26 protein-coding genes are annotated in these 23,211 nt (G+C 40.8%); 18 read left to right on the forward strand and 8 right to left on the reverse strand.

Annotation, left to right across the window (positions count from 1 at the left end; all coding sequences use genetic code 11):
• The first annotated feature begins 64 nt into the window (after positions 1 to 64).
• The 8 genes from M3226_RS14990 to M3226_RS15025 all read left to right on the forward strand — a co-directional run bounded on the left by M3226_RS14990 (position 65) and on the right by M3226_RS15025 (position 9,238).
• Positions 65 to 1,132, forward strand: coding sequence for an inorganic phosphate transporter (locus tag M3226_RS14990; protein WP_285857857.1), 1,068 nt, complete (start codon positions 65 to 67; stop codon positions 1,130 to 1,132).
• 63 nt (positions 1,133 to 1,195) lie between these two features.
• The gene (gene sat / locus M3226_RS14995; protein ID WP_251566523.1) at positions 1,196 to 2,347 is read left to right on the forward strand and encodes a sulfate adenylyltransferase; all 1,152 of its coding nucleotides are present in this window, start codon (positions 1,196 to 1,198) and stop codon (positions 2,345 to 2,347) included.
• A 15-nt stretch (positions 2,348 to 2,362) separates the two neighbouring features.
• Positions 2,363 to 2,962 (forward strand): adenylyl-sulfate kinase, encoded by a 600-nt coding sequence (cysC, locus tag M3226_RS15000; RefSeq protein WP_251566524.1) that lies wholly within the window; start codon positions 2,363 to 2,365, stop codon positions 2,960 to 2,962.
• Positions 2,963 to 2,982: 20 nt separating this feature from the next.
• A complete protein-coding gene (cobA, locus tag M3226_RS15005) occupies positions 2,983 to 3,762 on the forward strand; it encodes a uroporphyrinogen-III C-methyltransferase (protein ID WP_251566525.1) in 780 nt (259 codons plus the stop codon).
• Positions 3,763 to 3,780: 18 nt separating this feature from the next.
• The gene (locus M3226_RS15010) at positions 3,781 to 4,506 is read left to right on the forward strand and encodes a sirohydrochlorin chelatase (protein ID WP_251566526.1); all 726 of its coding nucleotides are present in this window, start codon (positions 3,781 to 3,783) and stop codon (positions 4,504 to 4,506) included.
• A 190-nt stretch (positions 4,507 to 4,696) separates the two neighbouring features.
• Positions 4,697 to 6,496, forward strand: a complete 1,800-nt coding sequence (locus M3226_RS15015; RefSeq protein ID WP_251566527.1) for an assimilatory sulfite reductase (NADPH) flavoprotein subunit — start codon at positions 4,697 to 4,699, stop codon at positions 6,494 to 6,496.
• A 28-nt stretch (positions 6,497 to 6,524) separates the two neighbouring features.
• Positions 6,525 to 8,243: an assimilatory sulfite reductase (NADPH) hemoprotein subunit gene (gene cysI / locus M3226_RS15020; protein WP_251566528.1), complete on the forward strand. Its 1,719-nt coding sequence runs from the start codon at positions 6,525 to 6,527 to the stop codon at positions 8,241 to 8,243.
• Between the two features lie 287 nt (positions 8,244 to 8,530).
• Entirely contained in the window at positions 8,531 to 9,238 is a 708-nt protein-coding gene (locus tag M3226_RS15025; protein WP_251566624.1) for a rhamnogalacturonan acetylesterase, read from the forward strand.
• A gap of 75 nt (positions 9,239 to 9,313) precedes the next feature.
• Here the strand turns inward: M3226_RS15025 and M3226_RS15030 are convergent, their stop codons facing one another.
• Positions 9,314 to 10,309, reverse strand: coding sequence for an NADPH:quinone oxidoreductase family protein (locus M3226_RS15030; RefSeq protein ID WP_251566529.1), 996 nt, complete (start codon positions 10,307 to 10,309; stop codon positions 9,314 to 9,316).
• A 385-nt stretch (positions 10,310 to 10,694) separates the two neighbouring features.
• Between M3226_RS15030 and M3226_RS15035 the strand changes: the two genes are divergently transcribed.
• Positions 10,695 to 11,258: a DUF2062 domain-containing protein gene (locus M3226_RS15035; RefSeq protein ID WP_251566530.1), complete on the forward strand. Its 564-nt coding sequence runs from the start codon at positions 10,695 to 10,697 to the stop codon at positions 11,256 to 11,258.
• Positions 11,259 to 11,318: 60 nt separating this feature from the next.
• Here the strand turns inward: M3226_RS15035 and M3226_RS15040 are convergent, their stop codons facing one another.
• Positions 11,319 to 12,137 (reverse strand): GDSL-type esterase/lipase family protein, encoded by an 819-nt coding sequence (locus M3226_RS15040; RefSeq protein WP_251566531.1) that lies wholly within the window; start codon positions 12,135 to 12,137, stop codon positions 11,319 to 11,321.
• A gap of 185 nt (positions 12,138 to 12,322) precedes the next feature.
• Complete coding sequence (locus M3226_RS15045) at positions 12,323 to 13,228, reverse strand: MBL fold metallo-hydrolase (protein WP_251566532.1); 906 nt, start codon at positions 13,226 to 13,228, stop codon at positions 12,323 to 12,325.
• A gap of 264 nt (positions 13,229 to 13,492) precedes the next feature.
• Here M3226_RS15045 and M3226_RS15050 point away from each other — a divergent pair, with 264 nt between their 5' ends.
• From M3226_RS15050 to M3226_RS15065, 4 genes are all read left to right on the forward strand, one after another.
• Positions 13,493 to 13,675: a Fur-regulated basic protein FbpA gene (locus M3226_RS15050; RefSeq protein ID WP_251566533.1), complete on the forward strand. Its 183-nt coding sequence runs from the start codon at positions 13,493 to 13,495 to the stop codon at positions 13,673 to 13,675.
• A 186-nt stretch (positions 13,676 to 13,861) separates the two neighbouring features.
• The gene (locus M3226_RS15055) at positions 13,862 to 15,292 is read left to right on the forward strand and encodes an amino acid permease (RefSeq protein WP_251566534.1); all 1,431 of its coding nucleotides are present in this window, start codon (positions 13,862 to 13,864) and stop codon (positions 15,290 to 15,292) included.
• Between the two features lie 142 nt (positions 15,293 to 15,434).
• Positions 15,435 to 15,902 (forward strand): CoxG family protein, encoded by a 468-nt coding sequence (locus M3226_RS15060; protein WP_251566535.1) that lies wholly within the window; start codon positions 15,435 to 15,437, stop codon positions 15,900 to 15,902.
• A gap of 129 nt (positions 15,903 to 16,031) precedes the next feature.
• Positions 16,032 to 17,045 (forward strand): DUF3231 family protein, encoded by a 1,014-nt coding sequence (locus M3226_RS15065; RefSeq protein ID WP_374110603.1) that lies wholly within the window; start codon positions 16,032 to 16,034, stop codon positions 17,043 to 17,045.
• A gap of 70 nt (positions 17,046 to 17,115) precedes the next feature.
• Here the strand turns inward: M3226_RS15065 and M3226_RS15070 are convergent, their stop codons facing one another.
• Positions 17,116 to 18,003 (reverse strand): YhcN/YlaJ family sporulation lipoprotein, encoded by an 888-nt coding sequence (locus tag M3226_RS15070; protein ID WP_251566537.1) that lies wholly within the window; start codon positions 18,001 to 18,003, stop codon positions 17,116 to 17,118.
• Positions 18,004 to 18,197: 194 nt separating this feature from the next.
• Between M3226_RS15070 and M3226_RS15075 the strand changes: the two genes are divergently transcribed.
• On the forward strand, positions 18,198 to 19,223 hold the full coding sequence (locus M3226_RS15075) for a threonine aldolase family protein (RefSeq protein WP_251566538.1): 1,026 nt from the start codon (positions 18,198 to 18,200) through the stop codon (positions 19,221 to 19,223).
• Positions 19,224 to 19,377: 154 nt separating this feature from the next.
• Here the strand turns inward: M3226_RS15075 and M3226_RS15080 are convergent, their stop codons facing one another.
• The 3 genes from M3226_RS15080 to M3226_RS15090 all read right to left on the reverse strand — a co-directional run bounded on the left by M3226_RS15080 (position 19,378) and on the right by M3226_RS15090 (position 20,284).
• On the reverse strand, positions 19,378 to 19,722 hold the full coding sequence (locus M3226_RS15080; protein WP_251566539.1) for a YkgJ family cysteine cluster protein: 345 nt from the start codon (positions 19,720 to 19,722) through the stop codon (positions 19,378 to 19,380).
• 33 nt (positions 19,723 to 19,755) lie between these two features.
• Entirely contained in the window at positions 19,756 to 19,992 is a 237-nt protein-coding gene (locus M3226_RS15085) for a hypothetical protein (protein ID WP_251566540.1), read from the reverse strand.
• Positions 19,993 to 20,062: 70 nt separating this feature from the next.
• The gene (locus M3226_RS15090; RefSeq protein WP_251566541.1) at positions 20,063 to 20,284 is read right to left on the reverse strand and encodes a hypothetical protein; all 222 of its coding nucleotides are present in this window, start codon (positions 20,282 to 20,284) and stop codon (positions 20,063 to 20,065) included.
• A 165-nt stretch (positions 20,285 to 20,449) separates the two neighbouring features.
• Between M3226_RS15090 and M3226_RS15095 the strand changes: the two genes are divergently transcribed.
• From M3226_RS15095 to M3226_RS15110, 4 genes are all read left to right on the forward strand, one after another.
• Complete coding sequence (locus tag M3226_RS15095; protein ID WP_251566542.1) at positions 20,450 to 20,767, forward strand: antibiotic biosynthesis monooxygenase family protein; 318 nt, start codon at positions 20,450 to 20,452, stop codon at positions 20,765 to 20,767.
• 367 nt (positions 20,768 to 21,134) lie between these two features.
• Positions 21,135 to 21,902, forward strand: coding sequence for a TSUP family transporter (locus tag M3226_RS15100; protein ID WP_251566543.1), 768 nt, complete (start codon positions 21,135 to 21,137; stop codon positions 21,900 to 21,902).
• Between the two features lie 21 nt (positions 21,903 to 21,923).
• Entirely contained in the window at positions 21,924 to 22,535 is a 612-nt protein-coding gene (locus M3226_RS15105) for an NUDIX hydrolase (protein ID WP_251566544.1), read from the forward strand.
• 44 nt (positions 22,536 to 22,579) lie between these two features.
• Positions 22,580 to 22,969, forward strand: coding sequence for a VOC family protein (locus M3226_RS15110; RefSeq protein WP_251566545.1), 390 nt, complete (start codon positions 22,580 to 22,582; stop codon positions 22,967 to 22,969).
• A gap of 66 nt (positions 22,970 to 23,035) precedes the next feature.
• Here the strand turns inward: M3226_RS15110 and M3226_RS15115 are convergent, their stop codons facing one another.
• Positions 23,036 to 23,191, reverse strand: coding sequence for a lmo0937 family membrane protein (locus M3226_RS15115; RefSeq protein WP_374110604.1), 156 nt, complete (start codon positions 23,189 to 23,191; stop codon positions 23,036 to 23,038).
• Between the last annotated feature and the right edge of the window lie 20 nt (positions 23,192 to 23,211).

Below are 23,211 nucleotides of genomic sequence, written 5' to 3' on the forward strand. Positions count from 1 at the left end.
CCATCATTATTTTAAAGGCGGGGGTTAAAAGTCCGTAATGCGGGATTAAAGGAGGGTATTTTATTTGCTCACAATTATTGCCATGATGATTGGTTTGTTTTTTGCCATTAATATAGGTGCCAGCGGGGCAGCAGCTTCGATGGGGATTGCCTACGGAGCAGGTGTCGTAAAAAAAAGGCTGGCCTTGCTGTTATGCAGTATCACCGTTTTCTTTGGAGCATGGCTTGGCGGCGGAGAAGTTGTGAAAACGCTGGGAAGCGGGATTGTCCCAAGCAGCACGTTTACGGTCCCGGTTGCCTTAATTGTTTTAACTTCTGCGGCACTGTCATTGTTCCTAGCGAATATCTTCGGAATTCCGCTTTCAACGAGTGAAGTAGCGGTAGGTGCTGTGATTGGTGCAGGGATTGTCTATCAATCCGTGTTTGTCAGCAAACTAGTTTGGATTTTGCTATTCTGGCTGCTGACGCCATTTGTTGCCTTTATCATTGCGATCTCGGTTACGTATCTATTAAAAAATAAACAGTTAAAAAAATGGATGGAAGCACCGAAGGCAGTCCCTTTTCTTTCTGTATTAGTCGTTTTTATGGGATTGTTCGAAGCCTTTTCAGCTGGAATGAACAATGTGGCCAATGCCGTAGGTCCTCTGGTCGGGGCCCAAATAATTTCTACCGAAAATGGGATTTTGTGGGGCGGTTTATTCGTAGCCGCCGGGGCATTTATCCTCGGTCATCGCGTCCTTGAGACGAATGGGAAGAAAATTACGGCACTGCGGTTAGAAGAGGGCTGTGTGATCTCAGGAACAGGTGCAACGATTGTAACGATTGCCTCTGTTTTTGGAATTCCAGTTCCGTTGACACAAATTACCACATCCTCGATTATCGGGATTGGATTTGCTAAAAATGGCAAATCTGTTTTGAAAAAAGATATTGTCGTACAACTTCTTACAGTTTGGATTGTATCACCGGTTTTATCCATGGTATTATCATATACATTAATCCAAATGATGATTGAACATAATCTTTACCCTATCATCGCAATGGCCGGGGTGTTAATATCCGTCTTTGGTGTGATGTCCTTAATGAAAAGACAAAAACCAAGTATTACGGTGCACCAGGAGATTGCGAAAGATTAATTCTGCTAGTTTCATATTTTTATTGATATATAATTTCCCAAAAAAGAAAGGACTTGATTGAAAGTGTCATTTTTACCAGCACCTCACGGAGGAAAACTAATTCAAGCATTCGACCCAACTTATGATTTAACAAACATCGAGAAAGAACTTGAGATTGATGCCATTGCATTGAGTGATCTAGAGTTGATTGGTGTAGGACTATTCAGCCCGCTAACAGGGTTCCTTGGAAAAGCCGACTACGAAAATGTTGTTTCAAACATGCGTTTGTCAGACAATACCATCTGGTCCATTCCAGTTACATTGCCTGTTTCCTACGAAACGGCTGCAACACTCAAAGTAGGAGAAGAAATCAAGTTAGTTTTTCAAAACGAGGTTTATGGTGTAATCAGGGTATCTGAATGGTATGAGCCAGATTTAGATAAAGAAGCAATTGAAGTTTACAAAACCGACGAAGTTGCCCACCCAGGAGTGAAACGTTTATATGAAAGAGGCCCAGTTTATGTAGCAGGGGAAATTGTACTCGTTAAGAAATCAGACAAGGGCGTATTCGCAGATGTTTGGTATGAGCCAAAAGAAACACGTGCGATGTTTGAAGAAAAAGGCTGGAAAACAATCGTTGGTTTCCAAACTAGAAATCCAATCCACCGCGCTCATGAGTACATCCAAAAAGCTGCCCTAGAAACAGTTGATGGACTTTTCGTAAGCCCGCTTGTAGGGGAAACAAAATCAGATGATATTTCAGCTGAAGTTCGTTTAAAAAGCTACCGTGTACTACTAGATAATTACTATCCTGCTGAACGTGTGCAACTTGGTGTATATCCAGCAGCAATGCGTTATGCCGGACCGAGAGAAGCGATTTTCCATGCGATTGCCCGTAAAAACTTTGGCTGCACACACTTCATCGTTGGCCGCGACCATGCTGGTGTAGGCAACTATTACGGAACATATGATGCACAGCACATTTTCAGTAATTTCGCTGAAGGCGAGCTTGGCATTAAACCAATGTTCTTTGAACATAGCTTTTATTGCACAAAGTGTGAGGGTATGGCATCTGATAAAACTTGCCCGCACAGCAAAGAAGACCGCGTGATCCTTTCTGGAACAAAAGTTAGAGAAATGCTTCGCGCCGGTGTCCTTCCTCCTGCTACATTCAGCCGTAAAGAAGTAGTGGAAGTATTAATCGAAGGTATGAAAGAAGAAGCCGCAACGGTCTAAGGAGGATAAACAACAATGACTAAAGCAACGAATATTACATGGCACTCTGCAACAGTCTCGAAAGCAGACCGCCGCGCTCAAAATGGTCATGGAAGCTGTGTTCTTTGGTTTACTGGTCTTTCCGGTTCTGGTAAATCAACGATTGCTAATGCCGTTTCAAGTGAATTATATCGTCAGGGAATTAATGAATATGTTCTAGATGGTGATAATATCCGCCATGGTTTAAACAAGGATCTAGGGTTTTCAGATTATGACAGAACAGAAAATATCCGCCGCATTGGAGAAGTGGCAAAATTATTTGTCGACAGCGGTGCAGTTGTAACAACCGCGTTTATTTCTCCATTCCGTTCCGACCGTGATCAGGTTCGTGCATTGTTTGAAGAGGGCGAGTTTATTGAAGTATACATTGACTGCCCGATAGAACAATGTGAAGCCCGTGATCCAAAGAAGCTATATGAAAAAGCTCGCCGCGGCGAAATTAAAGATTTTACAGGAATTGATTCTCCCTATGAAGCACCGGAGCGTCCTGAAATCACGATTCGCTCTGACAAATTTTCAGTGGGTGAAGCAGTACAGCAGATTTTTCAATACTTGCAAAGTAAGAACATTATCTAGTTAGGGAAAGGAAGAGAGCCATGGCTGGCAAGGTTTATTTAGTAGGTGCGGGTCCAGGAGATCCAGATTTAATAACGGTCAAAGGATTACGATGCCTGCAGGAAGCCGATGTCATCCTCTATGATCGGCTCGTAAATCCTGAACTACTTGATTTTGCAAAAGAAGGGGCACAGCTGGTTTACTGCGGTAAGCTCCCAAACTATCATACAATGAAGCAAGAAACCATTAACCATTTTTTAGTTAAATACGCTAAAAAAGGCTATCAGGTTGTGAGGTTAAAAGGCGGCGATCCCTTTGTATTTGGACGCGGCGGCGAGGAGGCGGAAGAATGTGTAAAGCACGATGTTCCGTTTGAAGTGGTTCCCGGGATTACTTCCGGGATCGCCGCATCCGCTTATGCCGGGATTCCCGTCACCCATCGAAGTTTGAGTAAAAGTTTTGCTTTTATCACGGGCCACCAGGCCGCTGGTAATGTTGCAGCGGAACATCAATGGTATCACTTGGCGAATGGGGTCGATACGCTTTGTATTTATATGGGTGTATCCCATCTTCCGACCATAACGGAGCAGTTAATCTCGGCCGGCAAATCACCTGATACTCCAATTGCGCTTGTACATTGGGGGACGCTAAGTGATCAGCAAACGGTGGTTGGAACGCTTGAAACCATCGAGGATCTTGTGAAGGAAGCTTCAATCTCAAATCCAAGCATGATGGTGATTGGAGAGGTTGTAAAGCTTCATAATCGGTTAAACTGGTTTCAAGAGGAAATTGTTCCTAAACTGCCGGTTGTCCATGGGTAGTGTTTGGAGGGGATGAAGATGAAAGCCATTTTATACATTGGTCATGGTACACGCTCGAAAAAAGGAGCAGGCGAGGCAAGGGCCTTTTTTACAAGAGTGAGTGAGCGAGTCGATGTGCCGCTGCAAGAAATTAGTTTTCTAGAGTTAACAGAGCCGTCGATTGAAGAAGGTTTTAGGCGGTGTGTAGAGAAAGGCGCAACAGAAGTAACGGTTGTTCCCCTGTTTCTATTGGCTGCAGGGCATATAAAGCAGGATATCCCAAATGTGCTTAAGGTGTTAAGCTCGGATTACCCGGATATTTCGATCAATGTAAAGGATCCTTTCGGTGTTCAAAGTAAGATTTTGGATGCAGTGGCTGAACTAGTTCGAGTGACCGCAGGTCCAGTCGGGTTTCAGGATCGAGTATTGATTGTCGGAAGAGGGAGCAGTGATCCTGCTACACTGGCAGATTTCAGCATGATTGCGGATGGCGTGAAGGAGCGGCTTGGTATTACAGGCGTTTCGGTATGTTATTTGGCGGCAGCGGAACCTCGCCTGCAAGAGGGGTTAGCGGCGGTGCTGGATGATGTTGAGTGTAAGGTGATTGTGATTCCTTATTTATTATTCTCTGGGCTCCTGATTGCGGAGGTAACGGCAGAGATCCGCAAGTGGTCGAAGCTTGGCCGTGAAATTTATCATACAGGTATTTTGAGCAGCCATCGGGTAATTGAGGATATTGTGGTTGAGCGGGCAACGGAAAGCTAGTTGGTTAACCGTTTTTGTGCCTATAGCCTCGAAAAAATCGAGTGAACGATAATTAATAATAAAAATTCAGTGTATTTTTTAGATTAATAGTTGTCTGAATCATAAAAAAATGGCATGCTAGATTATTAGAGAGACTATTCTCAATAATTTCCTAAAATAATAATTTTTTATTCCATGTGAGGTGGTATAGTTGCAACTTCAGGTATTGAACAGCCCGTTTACAGAGGAGCAGGTGGAGCTTCTAAACAGACTCCTGCCAACCTTGTCAGAAACACAAAAGGTTTGGCTAAGCGGCTATCTTGCCGGCTCCCAACTGGGAACCGCATCAGCCCAATTAGCACAACTTCCAGCTGAAAGTCAAAAAATCTCTAAAGAGGTAACCATTCTTTACGGTTCTCAAACGGGGAACGCACGAGGTTTAGCAAAAAAATCAGCACAAACTCTTGAAGCAAATGGATATCAAGTAACCGTCAGCGCCATGAGTGATTTTAAACCAAACAATCTTAAGAAGCTTCAAAACCTTCTTATCATTGCGAGTACTCACGGTGAAGGGGATCCGCCTGATAATGCGATTAGCTTCCATGAGTTCTTATATAGTAAAAGGGCACCAAAACTAGAAGATTTACATTATTCCGTTTTAGCCCTTGGAGACAGTTCTTATGAGTTTTTCTGCCAAACAGGCAAAGATTTCGACGTTCGTCTTGAAGAACTTGGCGGTACACGTCTATACCCAAGATTTGACTGTGATGTTGACTTTGATGAACCTGCTGCAGAATGGCTTGAAGGGGTTCTTGCAAGTTTAGGTGAGTCTGCAGGAGGAACCAAAGCGCAAACGCAAACGGCAGTAAACCGAGCAGTCGAATCGGTTTACTCAAGAACGAACCCATTTAAAGCAGAAGTTCTTGAAAATATCAACCTGAACGGCAGAGGCTCAAATAAAGAAACACATCACCTTGAGATTTCACTTGAAGGTTCTGGCCTAACATACGAGCCGGGAGACGCTCTTGGAATTTATCCAGACAATGATCCAGAGTTAGTGGATCTATTAATCAAGGAATTAAATATGAATCCTGATGAAAAAGTAACAGTGAAACAGGGAGACGTTCGTACCTTACGTGATGCGCTCGTTTCTTATTATGAAATAAGCGTTCTAACAAAGCCACTTCTTCAAAAAGCAGCAGACCTGACAGGAAATAAAGAGTTACAGGATTTTCTTGCACCTGGAAAAGAAGAAGAGGTAAAAGCCTATATTCATGGACGTGACTTAATTGATTTAGTTCGTGACTATACGCCTTGGAATGTAACGGCACAAGAGTTTGTCTCGATATTACGAAAAATACCAGGCCGACTTTATTCGATTGCATCAAGCTTAGCGGCGAACCCTGATGAAGTTCATTTAACCATCGGTGCTGTTCGCTACGATGCACATGGACGTCTCCGGAATGGCGTTTGTTCGACATTAGTAGCTGACCGTATTAATCCTGGGGATATCCTCAATGTATACGTCCAGCAAAATGAAAACTATAAACTGCCGCAAAACCCTGAAACACCGATCATTATGATTGGACCTGGTACAGGTGTTGCGCCGTTCCGCTCCTTCATGCAGGAACGAGAAGAAACTGGGGCAGAAGGAAAATCATGGCTTTTCTTCGGTGATCAGCATTTCGTGACGGACTTCCTTTACCAAGTTGAATGGCAAAAGTGGCTGCAAAACGGTACATTAACGAAACTAGATGTAGCCTTTTCAAGAGACACTGACCAAAAGGTTTATGTACAGCACAGTATGCAAGAACAAAGCAAGGAATTATTCCAGTGGCTTCAAGACGGTGCAGTCGTATACATTTGTGGTGATGAGAAACACATGGCACATGATGTTCATCAAACTCTTATCGACATTATTGAAAAAGAAGGCAGCATGAGCCGTGAGGATGCAGAGGCTTATTTAGCCGACATGCAGCAGCAAAAACGTTACCAGCGGGATGTATATTGATTTTAAGGGGAAGGAGTTTTAATTCAACATGGTTAATCAAATTTTAAAAGCACCAGATGGACCACCAAGTGATGTTGAGGATATAAAAGTACGAAGCAACTATCTTCGCGGTACGTTGAAAGAAGTTATGCAGGATCGAATCAGCGCCGGTATTCCAGACGACGATAACCGTCTAATGAAACACCATGGCAGCTACTTGCAGGACGACCGCGATCTTCGCAACGAGCGTGCCAAGCAAAAGCTTGAACCAGCTTATCAATTCATGCTTCGCGTCCGCCTTCCTGGGGGGGTAGCAGCACCAAACCAGTGGCTTGTTATGGATGAACTAGCTGACAAGTATGGGAACGGAACCTTAAAGCTGACCACACGTGAGACATGGCAAATGCATGGAATTCTAAAATGGAATATGAAAAGTACCATTCAGGAAATTAATTCGGCACTTATGGATACCATCGCAGCCTGCGGTGATGTAAACCGTAACGTAATGTGTGCTTCGAATCCATATCAATCAGAGATTCATGCTGAAGTGTATGAATGGTCTAAAAAATTAAGTGATGATCTTCTTCCAAAAACAAGAGCCTATTATGAAGTTTGGCTAGATGAAGAAAAAGTTGCCGGCACTCCTGAATTTGAAGAAGTGGAACCAATGTATGGCCCAACTTACCTGCCTCGTAAATTCAAAATTGGTATCGCTGTTCCGCCGTCCAATGACATCGATGTCTTTTCACAAGACCTTGCTTTCATTGCGATTGTCGAAGATGGCAAACTAATCGGCTTTAACGTAGGCATTGGCGGAGGCATGGGTATGTCACACGGTGATACCGCAACATATCCGCAGCTGGCAAAAGTGATCGGTTTCGTTAAACCGCATCAACTTTATGAAGTGGCTGAAAAGACGATTACGATTCAACGTGATTACGGAAACCGTTCCGTTCGTAAAAATGCCCGCTTTAAGTACACAGTTGATAGACTTGGTCTGGAAAACGTGAAGGCTGAACTTGAAAACCGTCTTGGCTGGAGCCTGGAAGCAGCGAAACCATTTAAGTTTGATTCTAACGGCGACCGTTATGGCTGGGTGAAAGGCGTTCAAGGAAAATGGAACTTTACTCTATTTATTGAAAACGGCCGTGTGGCGGACTACCCAGATTATAAATTAAAGACTGGCTTACGCGAAATTGCCAAGGTCCATACTGGTGATTTCCACTTGACCGGTAACCAAAACGTAATTATTGCCAATGTTTCAAGCCAGAAAAAGAAGAAAATTAGTGAGTTAATTGAAAAATATGGATTAACAGACGGCAATCATTATTCAGCTCTCCGCCGCAGTTCAATGGCTTGTGTCGCTCTTCCTACATGCGGATTAGCGATGGCAGAAGCAGAGCGTTATTTACCTTCACTTATTTCAAAAATTGAAGAGATTGTTGATGAGAGCGGCTTACGTGATAAAGAAATTACCATCCGGATGACTGGCTGTCCAAACGGTTGTGCAAGACACGCCCTTGGAGAGATCGGTTTTATCGGTAAAGCGGTTGGAAAATACAATATGTATCTAGGTGCAGCACATGACGGTTCACGTCTAAGCAAAATGTACCGTGAAAATATTGGCGAAGAAGAAATTCTTAAGGAATTACGTGTAATTCTTCCACGCTACGCGAAAGAAAGACAGGAAGACGAGCACTTCGGTGACTTTGTCATTCGTGTGGGTATCGTGAAAGCAACAACCGATGGTACTAATTTCCACGAATAATATTAATCGAGGGGCAGGAATTCTGCCTCTCTTTTTTATTTCAGAACTAAAAAACATATGTAAAAAGAATTAAAATGCTGTACAGAACCCTGAAAAAGGTGTAAAAATGGATTGATTGGGAATGTTACAAGAACAATATTTTTACATGAGTGGTTTTTTTTATAGGGGGAAAGAAGTTGAAAAAAAGGTTTGGCATGAAGCTTACGTTTATCTCAGTTCTCGTCATCCTAGCGGGTTTTGCCGCTTACATGGTTAATAATAGATCAGAAGCGGCACCAAAGCCTGCGATGGCAGAGCAAGCACCAACACCTGTCACCATCTATCTTGCTGGAGATTCAACGGTATCCGATTATCCAAGTTCACTATTTCCGCGTACAGGCTGGGGTCAGGTGCTTCCAACCATGCTTGACCAACAGGTAACGGTCCGGAATTTCGCAAAACGGGGAAGAAGTTCGAAAAGCTTCATCCATGAGGGTAGATTAGACTGGATTTTGAACAGTATTCAAAAGGGTGATTATCTGTTTATTCAGTTTGGCCACAATGATGAAAAAGTTAACTATCCAAATCTATACACAAATCCAAACACAACCTATAAGAGTTATTTAAAAATGTATATCGATGGAGCACGGAAAAAGGGGGCCATTCCCGTTCTCGTCACACCCGTTCAACGGATGAGTTTTTCAAACGATGGCAGGGCATTGGATACTCACGGCCGTTATCCGGAAGCCATGAAGGCACTTGCAAAAGCGGAAAATGTCCCTGTTATTGATTTAGCGGCAAAAAGTAGAAGATTATACCAACAGCTAGGGACCAATGATACAAAGAAATTATTTTTATGGCTAAAAGCCGGCCAATATCCGAATTACCCTCAAGGAGTTAAGGATCCAACCCATTTTCAGGAATATGGGGCAGAGCATATTGCTAAATTGGTGATTGAGGGGATTGAGGAATTACATCTACCTATAGAAAATCATATTCTGGCTAAGTATCGTTAAATAATGAAAGAAAGACTGCTTCTTTTCGTAAAAGAGCAGTCTTTCTTTATGTTTCGTTTTTGGAAATTCACAATACTAAATTAAACTCACAATGATTCTACCCCGTGCCTGGCCCTTTAAGAGAGTGGGAAGGACTTCAGGAAGCTGCTCAAGTGTGACCTCTGCCTGGATGAGTTCTTCTAGGTTTCCTGGTTTAAAATCTGAAGCGAGACCATCCCAGATTTTTAATCGCGTCTCCATTGGACAGTTGACAGAGTCAATGCCTAGTAAATTAACCCCTCTTAGAATGAACGGGAACACGGTTGTTGGCAGCTTTGTCCCTGCTGTTAAGCCACTTGCCGCCACGGAACCGCCATATTGTATTTGAGTTAATAACGACGCAAGCGGCTCACCACCGACCGGATCGACTGCGGCGAACCATTTTTGCTTGCCTAAAGCTCTAATTTTTCCGTCATAGACTTCTTCACGCGAAATGACTTCTGTAGCACCAAGCTTTTTCAAGTAGTCATGCTCCGAAACTTTCCCTGTACTTGCCTCGACCTGGTAGCCAAGTTTTGAAAGAATGGAAACAGCAAAGCTGCCGACTCCGCCTGTTGCACCAGTTACGAGAACCTTGCCTAAATCTGGGGTAACGTTATTTTCTTTTAATCGTTGGACAGAGAGTGCAGCCGTGAAGCCGGCTGTACCAATGACCATTGCTTCTTTCATAGATAAACCGCTAGGGAGCGGAACGATCCAATTAGCAGGAATCCGCGCGTACTCGCTGTAGCCGCCAAAATGGGAAACTCCAATTTCATAACTTGTAGCGATTACCTCATCTCCTGCTTGAAATCGATCGTCACTGGATGAAACAACCACCCCTGCTAAATCAATTCCCGGTACAAATGGATAGCGTGTCACAATGTTGCCATCCGGGATGCTGGCTAAGCTATCCTTATAATTGACGCTTGAGTAGTGAACACGAACAAGGACATCGCCTTCAGGCAGGTCAGTTAAAGAAAGATTTTGTACTTCAACCGAAAAATTTTCATCCTGCTTATCCACAATCAGGGCATTAAACGTTTCTGTCATAGTTTTTACTCCTTTGTTTTTTTAAAAATATAAGTTAATTTCATCATACAATAAATAGTAGCACTTTACCTTTTTAGGACACAGGCTATTTGTGAAATTTTAAAGGATAATAAAAGGGAACCCTTATCGTGGAGCTCCGTTCTTGATGAGTTAATAGTCCCGGAAACGGAACGTGATTTGATAACATGAATATTCTATGTAAAATTAAAGTACCTTTAAAGGTATCGCTTCCACTTTATTTAGGAAAACATTCCCTTATTAGATTAATTTTTAATTAATATTCAAAAAACCAGCAATATCCTGTATAGTACTTCTGGTTTATTTAGCTTATTTGGAATATAATTAACTTATAATCATTTATTGTATTCGGTTGGGGGGTTAACTTATGAGCATAAAACATAAAAAGCATAATTTTTTTCAACGTCTAGGACGTGCTTTTAAGTTAAACATTTTAAAACTTCTCCGTTCTCCAGGAGGGGCAAAAAAGGTATCATTGGGATTTGCAATTGGATTCGGGCTAGAGATGTTAGTGATTTCGTCTGCCTCCCTTATCTATATATTATTTGTACCGATTGTCCGGTTAGCAAAAGGGTCACTGCCAGCGTCAATAATTGGGAATGTGATCGGAAAGCTGACCTTGCTGCCAGTTATTTTATTACCATTTGCCAGAAAATTAGGGAAACTAATCTTTCCAATGAAGGTGAAACTAGGGCATAATGGAACATTTTCATTTCAAAAGCTCATCCATGGTGATTTCCATAGCTTGGTAAGCCTAATTCACGGCGGGTTTCACGCGCTTATAGGAATGACTATTTTTGGTATTATTCTAAGTGTAATTTCCTACTTTATTGTTCATTATTTTTATGAAAAAGAACGGGTAAATCGTCTGAAAAGAAGACGTACTAAAAGTGAAATTCGAATCAAAAGAGTAAATAAAAATTTTATTTGACGGGTGTAAACGTTCGCATTAAATTTTAAAAAAAACGAAGGAGTATGCTCCTTCGTTTTTTTATGCTGCCGTTTTTCGGTATTGATGTTTAAATTGGTATATCATTTGCTCGGAGATGGCCGTATAGCCCGCAAAATTTGGATGAACACCATCGGCTGATAAATTTTGTAGGTGTTCCCCGTTAATCACCTTTGTGGTTTCGACCACAATGGAAGAGGGAAGCCGGTTTGCTGTTTCGTAAATATGGACATTCCATTTTGGCAGCAGTTTATCAGCAAGTGCGTACATTTGATTGTCAGGAGATAACGGATTATATAATTCTAATAACACAACTGTGGCATTAGGATTTAGTTTGGTTACTCTGGACGTAATATCAGTTAAATTTTTCGTAAAAGTGGCTTGGAGCTCGTCGTAGGTCTGGAACACAGACTGGAGGTCGAGTCCCTTGGCAGCATGGATGATATCATTTCCGCCCACATTTATGGTGATAATGTCCGCCTGCTTAATGAAATTATCAAATTGCCCGCTCTGTACGAGCTGATTTAATTCACTGCTTGTAATCCCGTTAATCCCTTGGTTGTCGGACACTATCTTTTTATGGGTCTGTTCACTTAGCAAATTAGAAAATTGCGTCACCATATTTTTGCTCTGTCCGGCACCAACACCGCGGATAACCGAATCACCTAAGGCTAAATGATGCAAGGTGTCATCTTTTGTGTTTTTAAAATAGGTTAAATAAGAGATTTGATTGTCCGTTTGACTTGCTTTAACGGTGTGTTTTTTCATTTGGTAAAGTTGATAATGAGGATAATAAATCCATATGGAGGTTCCAACTCCAATAAACAGTACCAAACAAATCAAATATTTTAAAAGCTTCATATCATTCACTCCCTGATATTCCATTATAGCAAGGAAAACAACAGAAATATGTAGGAGTTGATTTCCATTGTAAAGAGAAGGGCACTAAAGGATGATCCGTCCTTTAAGTAATAAAGTTTCGTATTAGCCATAAGAGGGTATATAAAAGAAGGATGTTAGCTGCGCGGGAAACATCCTTCTTAAAACTACATGACTGTTTCGCCCAATAAAAGTACTTTTAATTGTTCCTTTGGAAGCTTGAGATTATCCCATGCACGATATAAACGTTCTAATGCTTCCGGTCCGGTATCGTCCGCTAAGCGATAGGCGCCGTAATGCATTGGAACAAATGTTTTCGCCTTTAACTCCAGGAAGGCTTTGACGCTGTCCTCAGGGTTAATATGAGATACAGCCATAAACCATTCTGGTTCATATGCCCCAATTGGCATAAATACGGTATCGATGTCAAAACGCTCGGCAATTTTCTTAAAACCGGTGAAATAGCCGGTATCACCAACAAAATAAAAGGTTTCTTGCCCGGTTTGAAAGACCCATCCACCCCAGTGGGACGTATTCATATCATTCAATGAACGTCTAGTCCAGTGCTGGGCAGGGACGAAATGAATGGAAATACCTTGATGCTCGGCACTTTCCCACCAGTTTAGCTCCGTTACATTTTGATAACCTTTTTTTAAAAAGAGTGATTTTAATCCAGCTGGTACATAATAATGAGGGCTGCCTGTTAATTTTTTTAACGTTGGAAAATCTAAATGGTCATAATGGCCATGTGAAATCATTACCATATCAATCTCTGGCATGTCCTCCAAGGCAATACCAGGTGCTGTTAATCTTTTTTGAAAACCCATCCGCTTGGCCCAGACGGGGTCAGTTAAAATATTTATGCCATTTAGCTGGAGCAAAAAGGTGGAATGGCCTATCCAGGTATAGGTGGTCTTGCTCCTGTTTTCATTCAATTCTTGTATGATTTTCACAGGCGATTGTTCAATGTTTTTTGTTAAATCTTTTATCTTGGATTTTCTTTCTTTTTGCCATTTATGCATATCTTTAAACGTTTTTTTATTTTCAACACCATCTAAATTAGCATATCTCATTATCGATATCACCTCGAGCTCTCGGGAGTTTGAATCTACAATGAGTATAGCAATTATTTTTTCAACCATCAAAAATGAACCAATGTAACAATCCGATTAAATATTTTGAAAAAACATTTGTCCACATTCAAAAATGGTTGCGTTCATTAAAATAAGGTTAAAGTTTACGATGATGCGAGATTTCGACAATATTTTAAAATAGGACTATTTATAATAAAGGGCAGAAGGTCAAAAATAAAAGTCTATGAATGGAGGTTTTCTCAGGTGAGCGAATTACTTCAGGAAGCTGTCCACGATAAAAGACAAATTTTGATTGATCAATTAATCCAATCAGGGGTATATAAGATTAAAAATAAGCATCTGTATGAGATGTCCCTGAGCGAATTAGAGACGGAATACTTAAACATTGGTTCGGCAGAGCCGCCGAAACAACATACTTATATGTAAACCTAAATTCAGTTAAACATAGGAAATGAGGGAGCTGCTCAGATTTTTGAGCGGCTTTCTTTGTGTGAATCCAGTTTTTGTCATATGGTCCAAATTGTCTCTTCCTAGAATCAATTTATAAACGGGAGCTAATAATATCCTTGTCATGTTTCATGCAAAAATTTAAAGTATGGGAGAAAACGTTTAATGGAGACAAAAAGTAAAGGACTGTCCGCGTGGCAGTTAACGATGATGGCCTTAGGAAGCGTCATTGGAGGTTCCTTTTTTCTAGGTTCATCCGTTGCCATTCATGCAGCTGGACCGTCTATTTTATTGTCCTACATTTTAGCAGGCGTCCTGGTTTATTTAATCCTCTATGCATTGTCAGAAATGACAGTAGCCACTCCTACTGTTGGATCGTTTAGTAATTTTGCGGCACGAGAACTTGGCCCTGGATTTGGCTTTGTAGTGGGCTGGCTGTACTGGACAGGGACGGTTTTATCGATGTCGAGTGAAGCTACCGCCATTTCGATCCTGCTCCGAGAATGGTTTCCACATTTATCAATTGCCATTTTTGGAAGTTTTCTTATTGTTGGGGTAACACTGGTGAACTTATTAGGAGCAGACAAGTTTGGGAAAATCGTAAGCGGGCTTTCCGGAGTGAAAATATTTGCGATTATCTTCTTTATTATTACCGCTATTGTGTTAATCACGGGTTTACTCCCTCACAAAAGTGCGATAGGGGCAGGGGAGTTAACGCGAGAGGCAATCATGCCAGGGGGTATTAAGGGGATAGCCGGAAGTATGTTACTCGTGGTTTTTGCCTATGCAGGTTTTGAAATCATTGGTTTAGCAGCTTCGGAAGCGAGGAATCCCCGTGATACCATTCCTAAGGCAATTCGTTATACAGTCTTTTCTCTTGTTGGATTATATATCCTGTATGCAGCAGTCCTACTTCCACTCATCCCGACGGCTGCATTAAATGAAACCGTTAGTCCGATGGTGGCATCTTTGGATCGATGGGGGATTGGCTGGGCTGGCTCCGCCCTTAATGGGGTGTTAATTTCGGCGAGTTTATCAGCGATGCTTGCAGCCATTTTTGGGCTGGGCAGAATGGTTCGGTCATTAGTCGATGAGGGACATGCCCCACAGTTGCTAAAAGATAATAAAGATGTGCCCTACCGCGGTATTCTTTTTTCCGGTCTTGCTATGCTCTTAGGCTTAGGGTTTGGTCTGCTGTTCCCTAGAGTTTATTTGGTATTGATCAGTACGAGCGGTTTCACATTGATTTTTACTTATGCGGTGATTATGGCCAGTCATATCCGCTTTCGCAAACGGGAGGGCTGCCCTCCGGAAGGCATCTGTCAAGTTAAGGGCTTTCCGTATACTTCATATATTGCGTTAATTAGCTTAATTATTGTTCTTTTAAGTATGCCGTTAATTCCCGGTCAAGGTACAGGGCTTGTGGCCGGAATGGTCATGCTGGTTTTGTTTACAGCTATTTATTTTGTAATGAGATATAGGATTAGCACACAGAACAAGACGACAGTTAGGGGAGGAATACAATCCAAACCAGGTTTGTTAACGGAATTCTCGGAAGAAATAACTCTAGATAAGGAAAAAAATAAGGACAATTGAGCCGAAAACGTAAAAAAAGCTGACATCGAACAATCGTCATATACGATTGATCGAGTCAGCATTTTTATTATCCTTTTTTAACATCTCCGCCCAACCATGAATATGAATAAATCATAATCTACTGACAACGGGAGGAGAAACTGTGGAAATCGAGTACCAATACCACTTCAGTTTACCAAGAAGCGTGGTCTGGAAGTATATCAAAAATGAAAGGGTCCTTAAAAATGCACTACCAGGATGCAGGTCTTTTTCCATGGTGTCAAATAATATATATAAAGCGGAAATGGATATCCATATAGGGCCAATCCAAGACTTGTTCACACTTGAAATTCGATTAGATGAAGATCAAGCCCCAAGCCTTATAGAACTCCATATTAAAGGGAATGGCAATATGGGACAGCTGAATGGGCAAGCTTTACTTATGCTTAAAGAAAACCAAGGGACTACCATGTTATCCTGTAAGGCAAATGGTCAAGTTACAGGAGCGCTAGGTTTAGCAGGCAAGCGAATTTTAGATTCTAGTGCCAACAAAGGATTAGAAAACTTTTTTCAAATACTTGAAAAGGAAATCAAGCGGCGTATTTATGAACTTAAAAGACGAAACAGATGAAGGAGCGGTTGATCAATCGCTCTTATTATCTTTTTGGGAATCATTCATAACTTTACCACCGATAGGAAAAGATAACCCCATATTAACGAATGCAAGACCCTTATTAGTAGGTAATTCATTGCGAGGGGAGTGTCCGATTTGGAGGATCAATCAGAAATCCGCTTAACGGCTGCTGAAATGGCGGTATTGTGGTCACAATACATAAATGATACATCAGTAATATGTGCGAATAGCCATTTTTTGGAAAAAACAACGGACCCGGAAGTACGTTCGATTGTTGAATTTACTTTATCTACCGCAAAAAGTAATATCGAGTTTCTTCAAGGTTTTTTTAAAAATGAGGATTTTCCCATTCCGTTCGGATTTACCGAAAAAGACGTATTGCCGGAAGCGCCAAAACTGTTTTCTGATACGTTTGTTCTGATGTATTTAAGACAAATGTCCATTCTTGCCATGGCTGCCAGCAGCGCAGCTCTGGGATTAGCTACCCGTGAAGATGTGGTCGCTTTTCATAAAAAAGTATTACAAGCAGCCGTTAAATTACAGGACCTCACGCGCCGCTTGATGTTAAAACAAGGGACCTATATTAGACCGCCGTTTATATCGACACCAGATAAAGTAGACTTTGTTGAGAAACAGCAATTTTTAAATGGATTTTTTGGTAAAAAAAGAGCTTTGACCGTTGTGGAGATTACTCATCTGTTTATGAATATACAAACAAATGCAATAGGAAAAGCCTTAATCACAGGGTTTGGACAAATTGCTAAGAGCGAAGAGGTCAAACAATACCTGAAAAGAGGGAAACAAATCGCCCAAAAACATATGGATATCTTTGGTGGTTTACTTATAAAAGAAGATCTTCCCGCACCAATGAGCTGGGATGCTGCTGTCATGGATTCCACGTCATCTATATTTTCAGATAAATTAATTATGTTTCTGACATCAGCGATGATTGCTGCTGGAGTTGGAAACTATGGTATGGGAATGGCAGCAAGTCCAAGGAAAGATTTAGGATTTCAGTATGCATCTTTAATTCCGGAAATAGCATTGTATGCGGAGGATGGTGCTAATATTATGATTAAAAATGGCTGGATGGAGGAACCGCCTCAAGCTGATGACAAGGATCAATTAATGGATAGTTAAAACAGGCAAATGGGCAAAGAAAGAAGCATTGTTTTTCCTATGGAGGAAAGACAATGCTTCCTTTTTAAATTTAACGGAAGATGTTGTTGACAGTATTGTTAAAGTCGTTCCAAATGTTGTTATTTCGGTTACGGCCTTTTGTGTTTAAATCATTTGAGTAGTCGGTCATTTGACGGAAGAAGTCACGGTCGTAAGAAACATAGACACGGTGAACCGCCCTGTCAGCTGTACGTACTTGATCCGCAATCCTTTGATCTAATGGTGAAGACACATGATGGAAATTAGTACCAGTCGTGCCGTCATTTGTTCCAGTTGTACCGTCATTTGTACCGGTAAAAGTATTATTCATGTTACCTGTTGTGCCATTATTGGTGCCAGTGCCACGAATACCGATCGTACCACGAGTATTTGATGTTCCGCCAGCACCAGGGGTTAAACCATCAGCTGTATTGTCAAGAGGATTTACACCAGTAGTACTAGGATAGTTTCCATTCAGACCAGTTCCTGCCCCGCGTGCAGTAAGGTGATTGTCACGACCATTGGTACCTGTAGTACCTAAGTTATTATTTGTACCGGTGATGCCTGTTGTGTTGTTACGATTAGTTGTTGTACCTGTGGTACCCGTGTTATTACGATTGTTTGTAGTACCAGTTCCCGTCTGGAACCGATTGTTTTTTAAGCGAACTGCGACATAGGCATTGTTATTTCGGATGATGACATGCGCTAAATCCACTTCTTGCAGTTTTTCAACCGCCCTTCCGGCACGGTTTGAATATCGTAGGTTATGATCATTTACATTTTGAACACTTAAGCGGTTATCATTGTTGTTTCTGACGTTGCGGACATCCATACCATTGTTTACGTCATTTCTTAGGTTGTTTTTGGTCGCATTATCAGCACAGCCCGTTAAACCAACAAGGGTAGAAGCTAACACGAAAGTCACTAAACCTTTTTTCAAGAACTTCACTCCCTATAAATAATTGTGTTACATATATATCGTCACCCATTTGTGTGGAAGTATTCGAAGCTTTGATGAGGTAAATATTGATATAACTAACCTATCCTTGTGTATTCGTATTCACTTAAATTGACGAATTATGGTACGATTAAGGGTGAATGAAAAATGGAAAATTAATAACGGAGGAACCGCAAATGTACAGCTTTAAGAATGATTACAGTGAAGGAGCACATCCACAAATCCTGAAGGCATTGATGGAGACCAATTTAGTTCAAGAAGAAGGATATGGAGAAGACGACTATTCTTTGAAGGCAATTGGGAGAATAAAGGAGAAATTAGGCCGGGGTAACGTGGATGTTCATCTGTTAACTGGCGGGACACAAACAAACCTTACAGCGATTTCTGCATTTTTAAGACCACATGAGGCAGCAATATCCGCGAGCACTGGCCACATTCTTGGTCACGAAACGGGAGCCATTGAAGCTACAGGCCACAAGGTTCTCTCTGTTGAAAGTAAAGATGGAAAACTAACTCCTGCGGGTATAAAAGCCGTACTTGATGGCCATCCGGATGAACATATGGTAAAACCAAGGCTTGTATACATATCAAATTCTACGGAAATCGGCTCGATCTATAAAAAGGAAGAGCTGCAGCATTTAAGTGATTTTTGTCGTGCAAATCAGCTTCTTTTATATATGGACGGGGCAAGATTAGGGTCGGCTCTTTGTTCGAAGGAAAATGATCTTCAATTAAGTGATTTGCCTGACCTTGTTGATGCGTTTTATATTGGCGGAACGAAGAATGGGGCGTTGTTGGGAGAGGCTTTAGTAATTTGTCGGGATTCTCTTAAGGAGGATTTTCGTTATCATATTAAGCAAAAAGGGGCGCTGCTGGCGAAGGGAAGATTATTAGGCATTCAGTTCCTAGAATTGTTTAGAGACAATTTGTTTTTTGATTTGGCGGAGCACGCCAATCGGATGGCAGGGTTGCTTCAAGTTGCGTTGACGCATGCTAATGTGAAGTTTCTGACGCATTCACCGTCTAATCAAATATTTCCAATTTTCCCTAATACATTGATTACTGAATTGGAAAAGACCTATGCCTTTCATGTTTGGGAGAAGGTCGACGCGGAGCATTCAGCCATTCGTTTGGTTACTTCGTGGGCAACGAAAGAGGACGAGGTTGTGGGGTTTATTGAGGAATTGAAAAGGTGGCTGTAAGCTTCTAAGATTTGGCTTGGACGATGCGGAATGAAATAACAGGAGTGTGTCTGAATGCGGGACTCATTTGGACAATTGAAAGAAAAAGCGTCTTCCTGGTTGGTATGGAATCAAAAAATACCAGAGCACTCCATGGAGTAAACTCTGGTATCTTCTATTTAAAATCCTTCCATGTAAAATCAATCGAAAGAATCCCAGCCGGTTCCTCAATTAAATCATGATTTTTCGTTGCTAACTCAGGCTTACGAAAGCAAGTCATCCCCTTATAAAACCCGAACATACTGCACGCTTTAGGACGGGCAGAATAAATGCCGCACCTGTCTTTTTCGGTATCATAAAAAATACAAGTCCCATGAAAGCGGAGTTGATTTTCTAATTCGTCACGTGTCTTCCTCGGCATAGTTTTAATCTTCTTTTTTATCTTCTTTAATTCCACTTCTGATATAGCAACTGGACCACAGCACAACCCTTTGCAGTCCTGACATGGTAATTGCTCCATCTGTTTCCCCATTTCTTCGATACTATATAACTACTAAGTTGATAAAAGGAATATGTTTCCACCTGTATTTTTACCATGGTAACGATTACAGGTCAACAGGAAACGACTTTTATCATTTTTATTCATCCTTTTTTCATATTTTTCCAATTTATACATTAAATCTTTTAATTTCTTTTCGAGGGCATCCAGCTTTATCTTTTCGTTTTTGATAATTTCCTCTATTCGATCTTCCATCGAATCATGATTTAAAGGTGTTTTGTCATCAATCATTGGGAATCTTTCCTTTTTGTAAATGACATTCTTACTTAAAAAGAGACGGTGGACTGACTCCTGCAAGATTTTAACGTTTTCTCTTTTTGGATTGGTCCACCACTGCTGTTTTACCTTTAGTGACTTTTTCTATGACTACTTGGACATGAAACTTATTTTGTTCCACATTGGTAACACTTGAAACCTTTCCTTTACGGCCTTTTATCTTTAGTTCTTCCCCGACGGAAGGGACCCGTTGAAGGAGCTGGCTTAACAAAAGGTTTTTGTTTTCAAAAAAATGAACGGCAAACATTTGGTCTCACCTAATTTCATATAAAATGTATTAGAAATAAATCCTCATCTAAATATATGATTATAGTTGTATTAGAGACCATGAACCTAAAAAAAATCATAAAAAGACTCCATGTTTTAAATTTATTATAAAATAAATTATGGTGACAAAAAGGGGGAATAAAAAATGAGTGAAACACTACAACCGCCGTATTATGCGGTGATCTTTACTTCACAACGGACAGAAGGGGATAAAGGTTATGGGAAAATGGCAGAAACAATGGAGGAACTGGCCTCGACACAGCCAGGTTTTTTGGGAATCGAAAGCGTGAGGGACACACAATTAGGAATTACGGTTTCCTATTGGAATTCATTAGAAGCCATCGAGAAATGGAAGAACCATGCAGTGCATATAATCGCTCAACAAAGGGGCAAAGAGGAATGGTATAAAAACTATAAAGTCAGAGTTTGTAAGGTGGAACGAGCGTATTCTTTTGAAAAATAACGGAAGATATCGAAACAAAAAGGTAACTGAAAATCCCATGTTACCTTTTTCAAATTTTGAAATGATAGTTGGAAAATCATACAAACCAATATAATAGAAAAGTTTAACACCGGCAAACCATTAAATGGGTTCCATCAGGATCTTTGAAATTAAACCAATGGTTATGTTGTAGACCTGTTGTTAATGCAACTTCCTTTTCTTTCATAAACTACCTCCAAAATGATATCGGATTAATTTCGCCAAAACGGTCAAAATCCCTTTGTACCCTTTTAGTACACTCATTCATAAATAAAACCAGCGAATCCTATTTACAATAGTTAAAACTTTAGCTACTATTTCAATAGTTATAAGAGAGAAGGTTGTATAGATGCCATTTGATTTAGATCCATCGTTATTAGTTATTTTAATTGTATTTGGTTTTTTAGCCGCATTTATCGATTCGGTTGTTGGCGGCGGCGGTCTGATTGCATTGCCGGTATTGTTATTTACAGGAATATCACCAGCGGCAGCTGTTGCTACCAATAAATTAGCCGGAACCATCGGCTCTTTAACCAGCACTATCATGTTCTACCGCTCAGGTAAGCTCGATATCAAGTCGGTATATAAGTTATTTCCGTTAACGTTTATTGGTTCAATGATTGGCGCTTGGACGGTCGATTTGATGAATCCTGAAGTATTAAAACCATTGATGCTGGTCATGCTCGCGGCCGTAGCAATTTATACGATTTTCAAAAAGGATTGGGGAAGTGTAGCAACCAACAAAAAATTATCAAAACGGCACTTAACGATATTTATGACCCTCATTTTTGCCATTGGATTTTATGATGGATTTATTGGTCCGGGAACCGGCTCATTTTTAATCTTTGCCTTTTTAATGGTTGGCTTTGATTTTTTAAAGGCAGCGGGGAACTCTAAGTTTTTAAATTTTGGCAGTAATATTTCGGCATTGCTTATGTTCATGTTTTTGGGACATGTCAATTATGCCTATGGTATTACAATGGGAATTGCCCAACTAGTTGGGGCCATTTGCGGTTCAAAATTTGCGATTGCGCGAGGAAGTGGTTACGTACGGGCCTTGTTTATCGTCGTGACCTTTTTACTACTAGCAAAAAATACGTATGATTATCTCCATTAACATGTGATTGGAGGGAGCAAGATGGATACAGAACAATTAAAAATTTTCGACCAAGCGAGAAATGAAATGGGTGTGGCTACGCGTGAAGAGGTACATAAAAAGGGATATTGGCATGAAGTTTTCCATTGTTGGTTTGTTAGTGGGGATAATCTCATTTTGCAGCTTCGCAGTGAAAAGAAAAAAGAAAATCCTTTACTCTTCGATATCACCGCTGCAGGTCACCTATTAGCAGCTGAAACGGTAGAAGATGGAGTGCGTGAAGTGAAAGAGGAACTGGGTGTCGATCTTACTTTTGAAGAGTTACTGCCACTTGGAATCATCAATTATTGCTCAATCCAAGGAGATTATATTGATAATGAAATCGCCCATGTATTCTTATATAAAGGGCATGTGGAGATAAATGAATTAATCTTGCAAAAGGAAGAAGTGGAAGGGATTGTAAAAGTTGATTTTAAAGACTTTCGCGACTTGTGGACCGGAATCAAAGACACAATACGAGTGGCAGGTTATGAAATAAAAGCTGATGGCAGTAAGCCTGTGGTTGATAAACTAGTTGGACGAGATCAATTTGTGCCACACCCAGCTGGATATTATGAAACCATTATTGAAAAAATAGAAGAGGAAATCAAATAGAAACTGAACTATTAAAAAAATTTAATTGAAAGAAGTGAAAATTTTTGATTAAATATCTATCCCTCCATCATGTGAGCCTTTCTGTAACAGATTTGGAAAGGGCAAAAGATTTCTATGGGAAAACTTTAGGTTTAAAAGAAATAAGCCGTCCTGATTTTGATTTTCCAGGTGCCTGGTATGGGATAGAGGGGCAGCAGCTTCACTTGATTGTCGATCCCTCTTCACAGACGATTCGCCAGGATAAAAGCTTATCCACGAGAGAAGGTCACTTTGCTCTTAGAGTAGAAAACTACTTTGATACTCTTAACTGGTTAAAACAGAATAAAGTGGAAATTCTTGAAAAACCACACGGAAAAAGTGGATTTGCACAAATTTTCTGTGCCGACCCTGATGGTAACTTGATTGAATTAAATGTGGATCAAAAAGATCTATAGGAAGCGCGGGGACGGTTCCGATGCTTGAAAAGAAGCACTAGAACCGTCCCCGTGTTTTACCATGTTTTAGGCTCTATTTTTTGTCCTGCCCGAAATAAATTTAAAGATGATTACCACGGCAGCAATTACTAGTAGAAGATGTATAAGTCCTCCTGCAATATGGAATACAAGCCCAAGGACCCAAAATAATAGTAATAATCCAACAATCGTCCAAATCATCATAATCCCTACTTTCTTGAAAT

Source organism: Neobacillus cucumis (assembly GCF_023715505.1).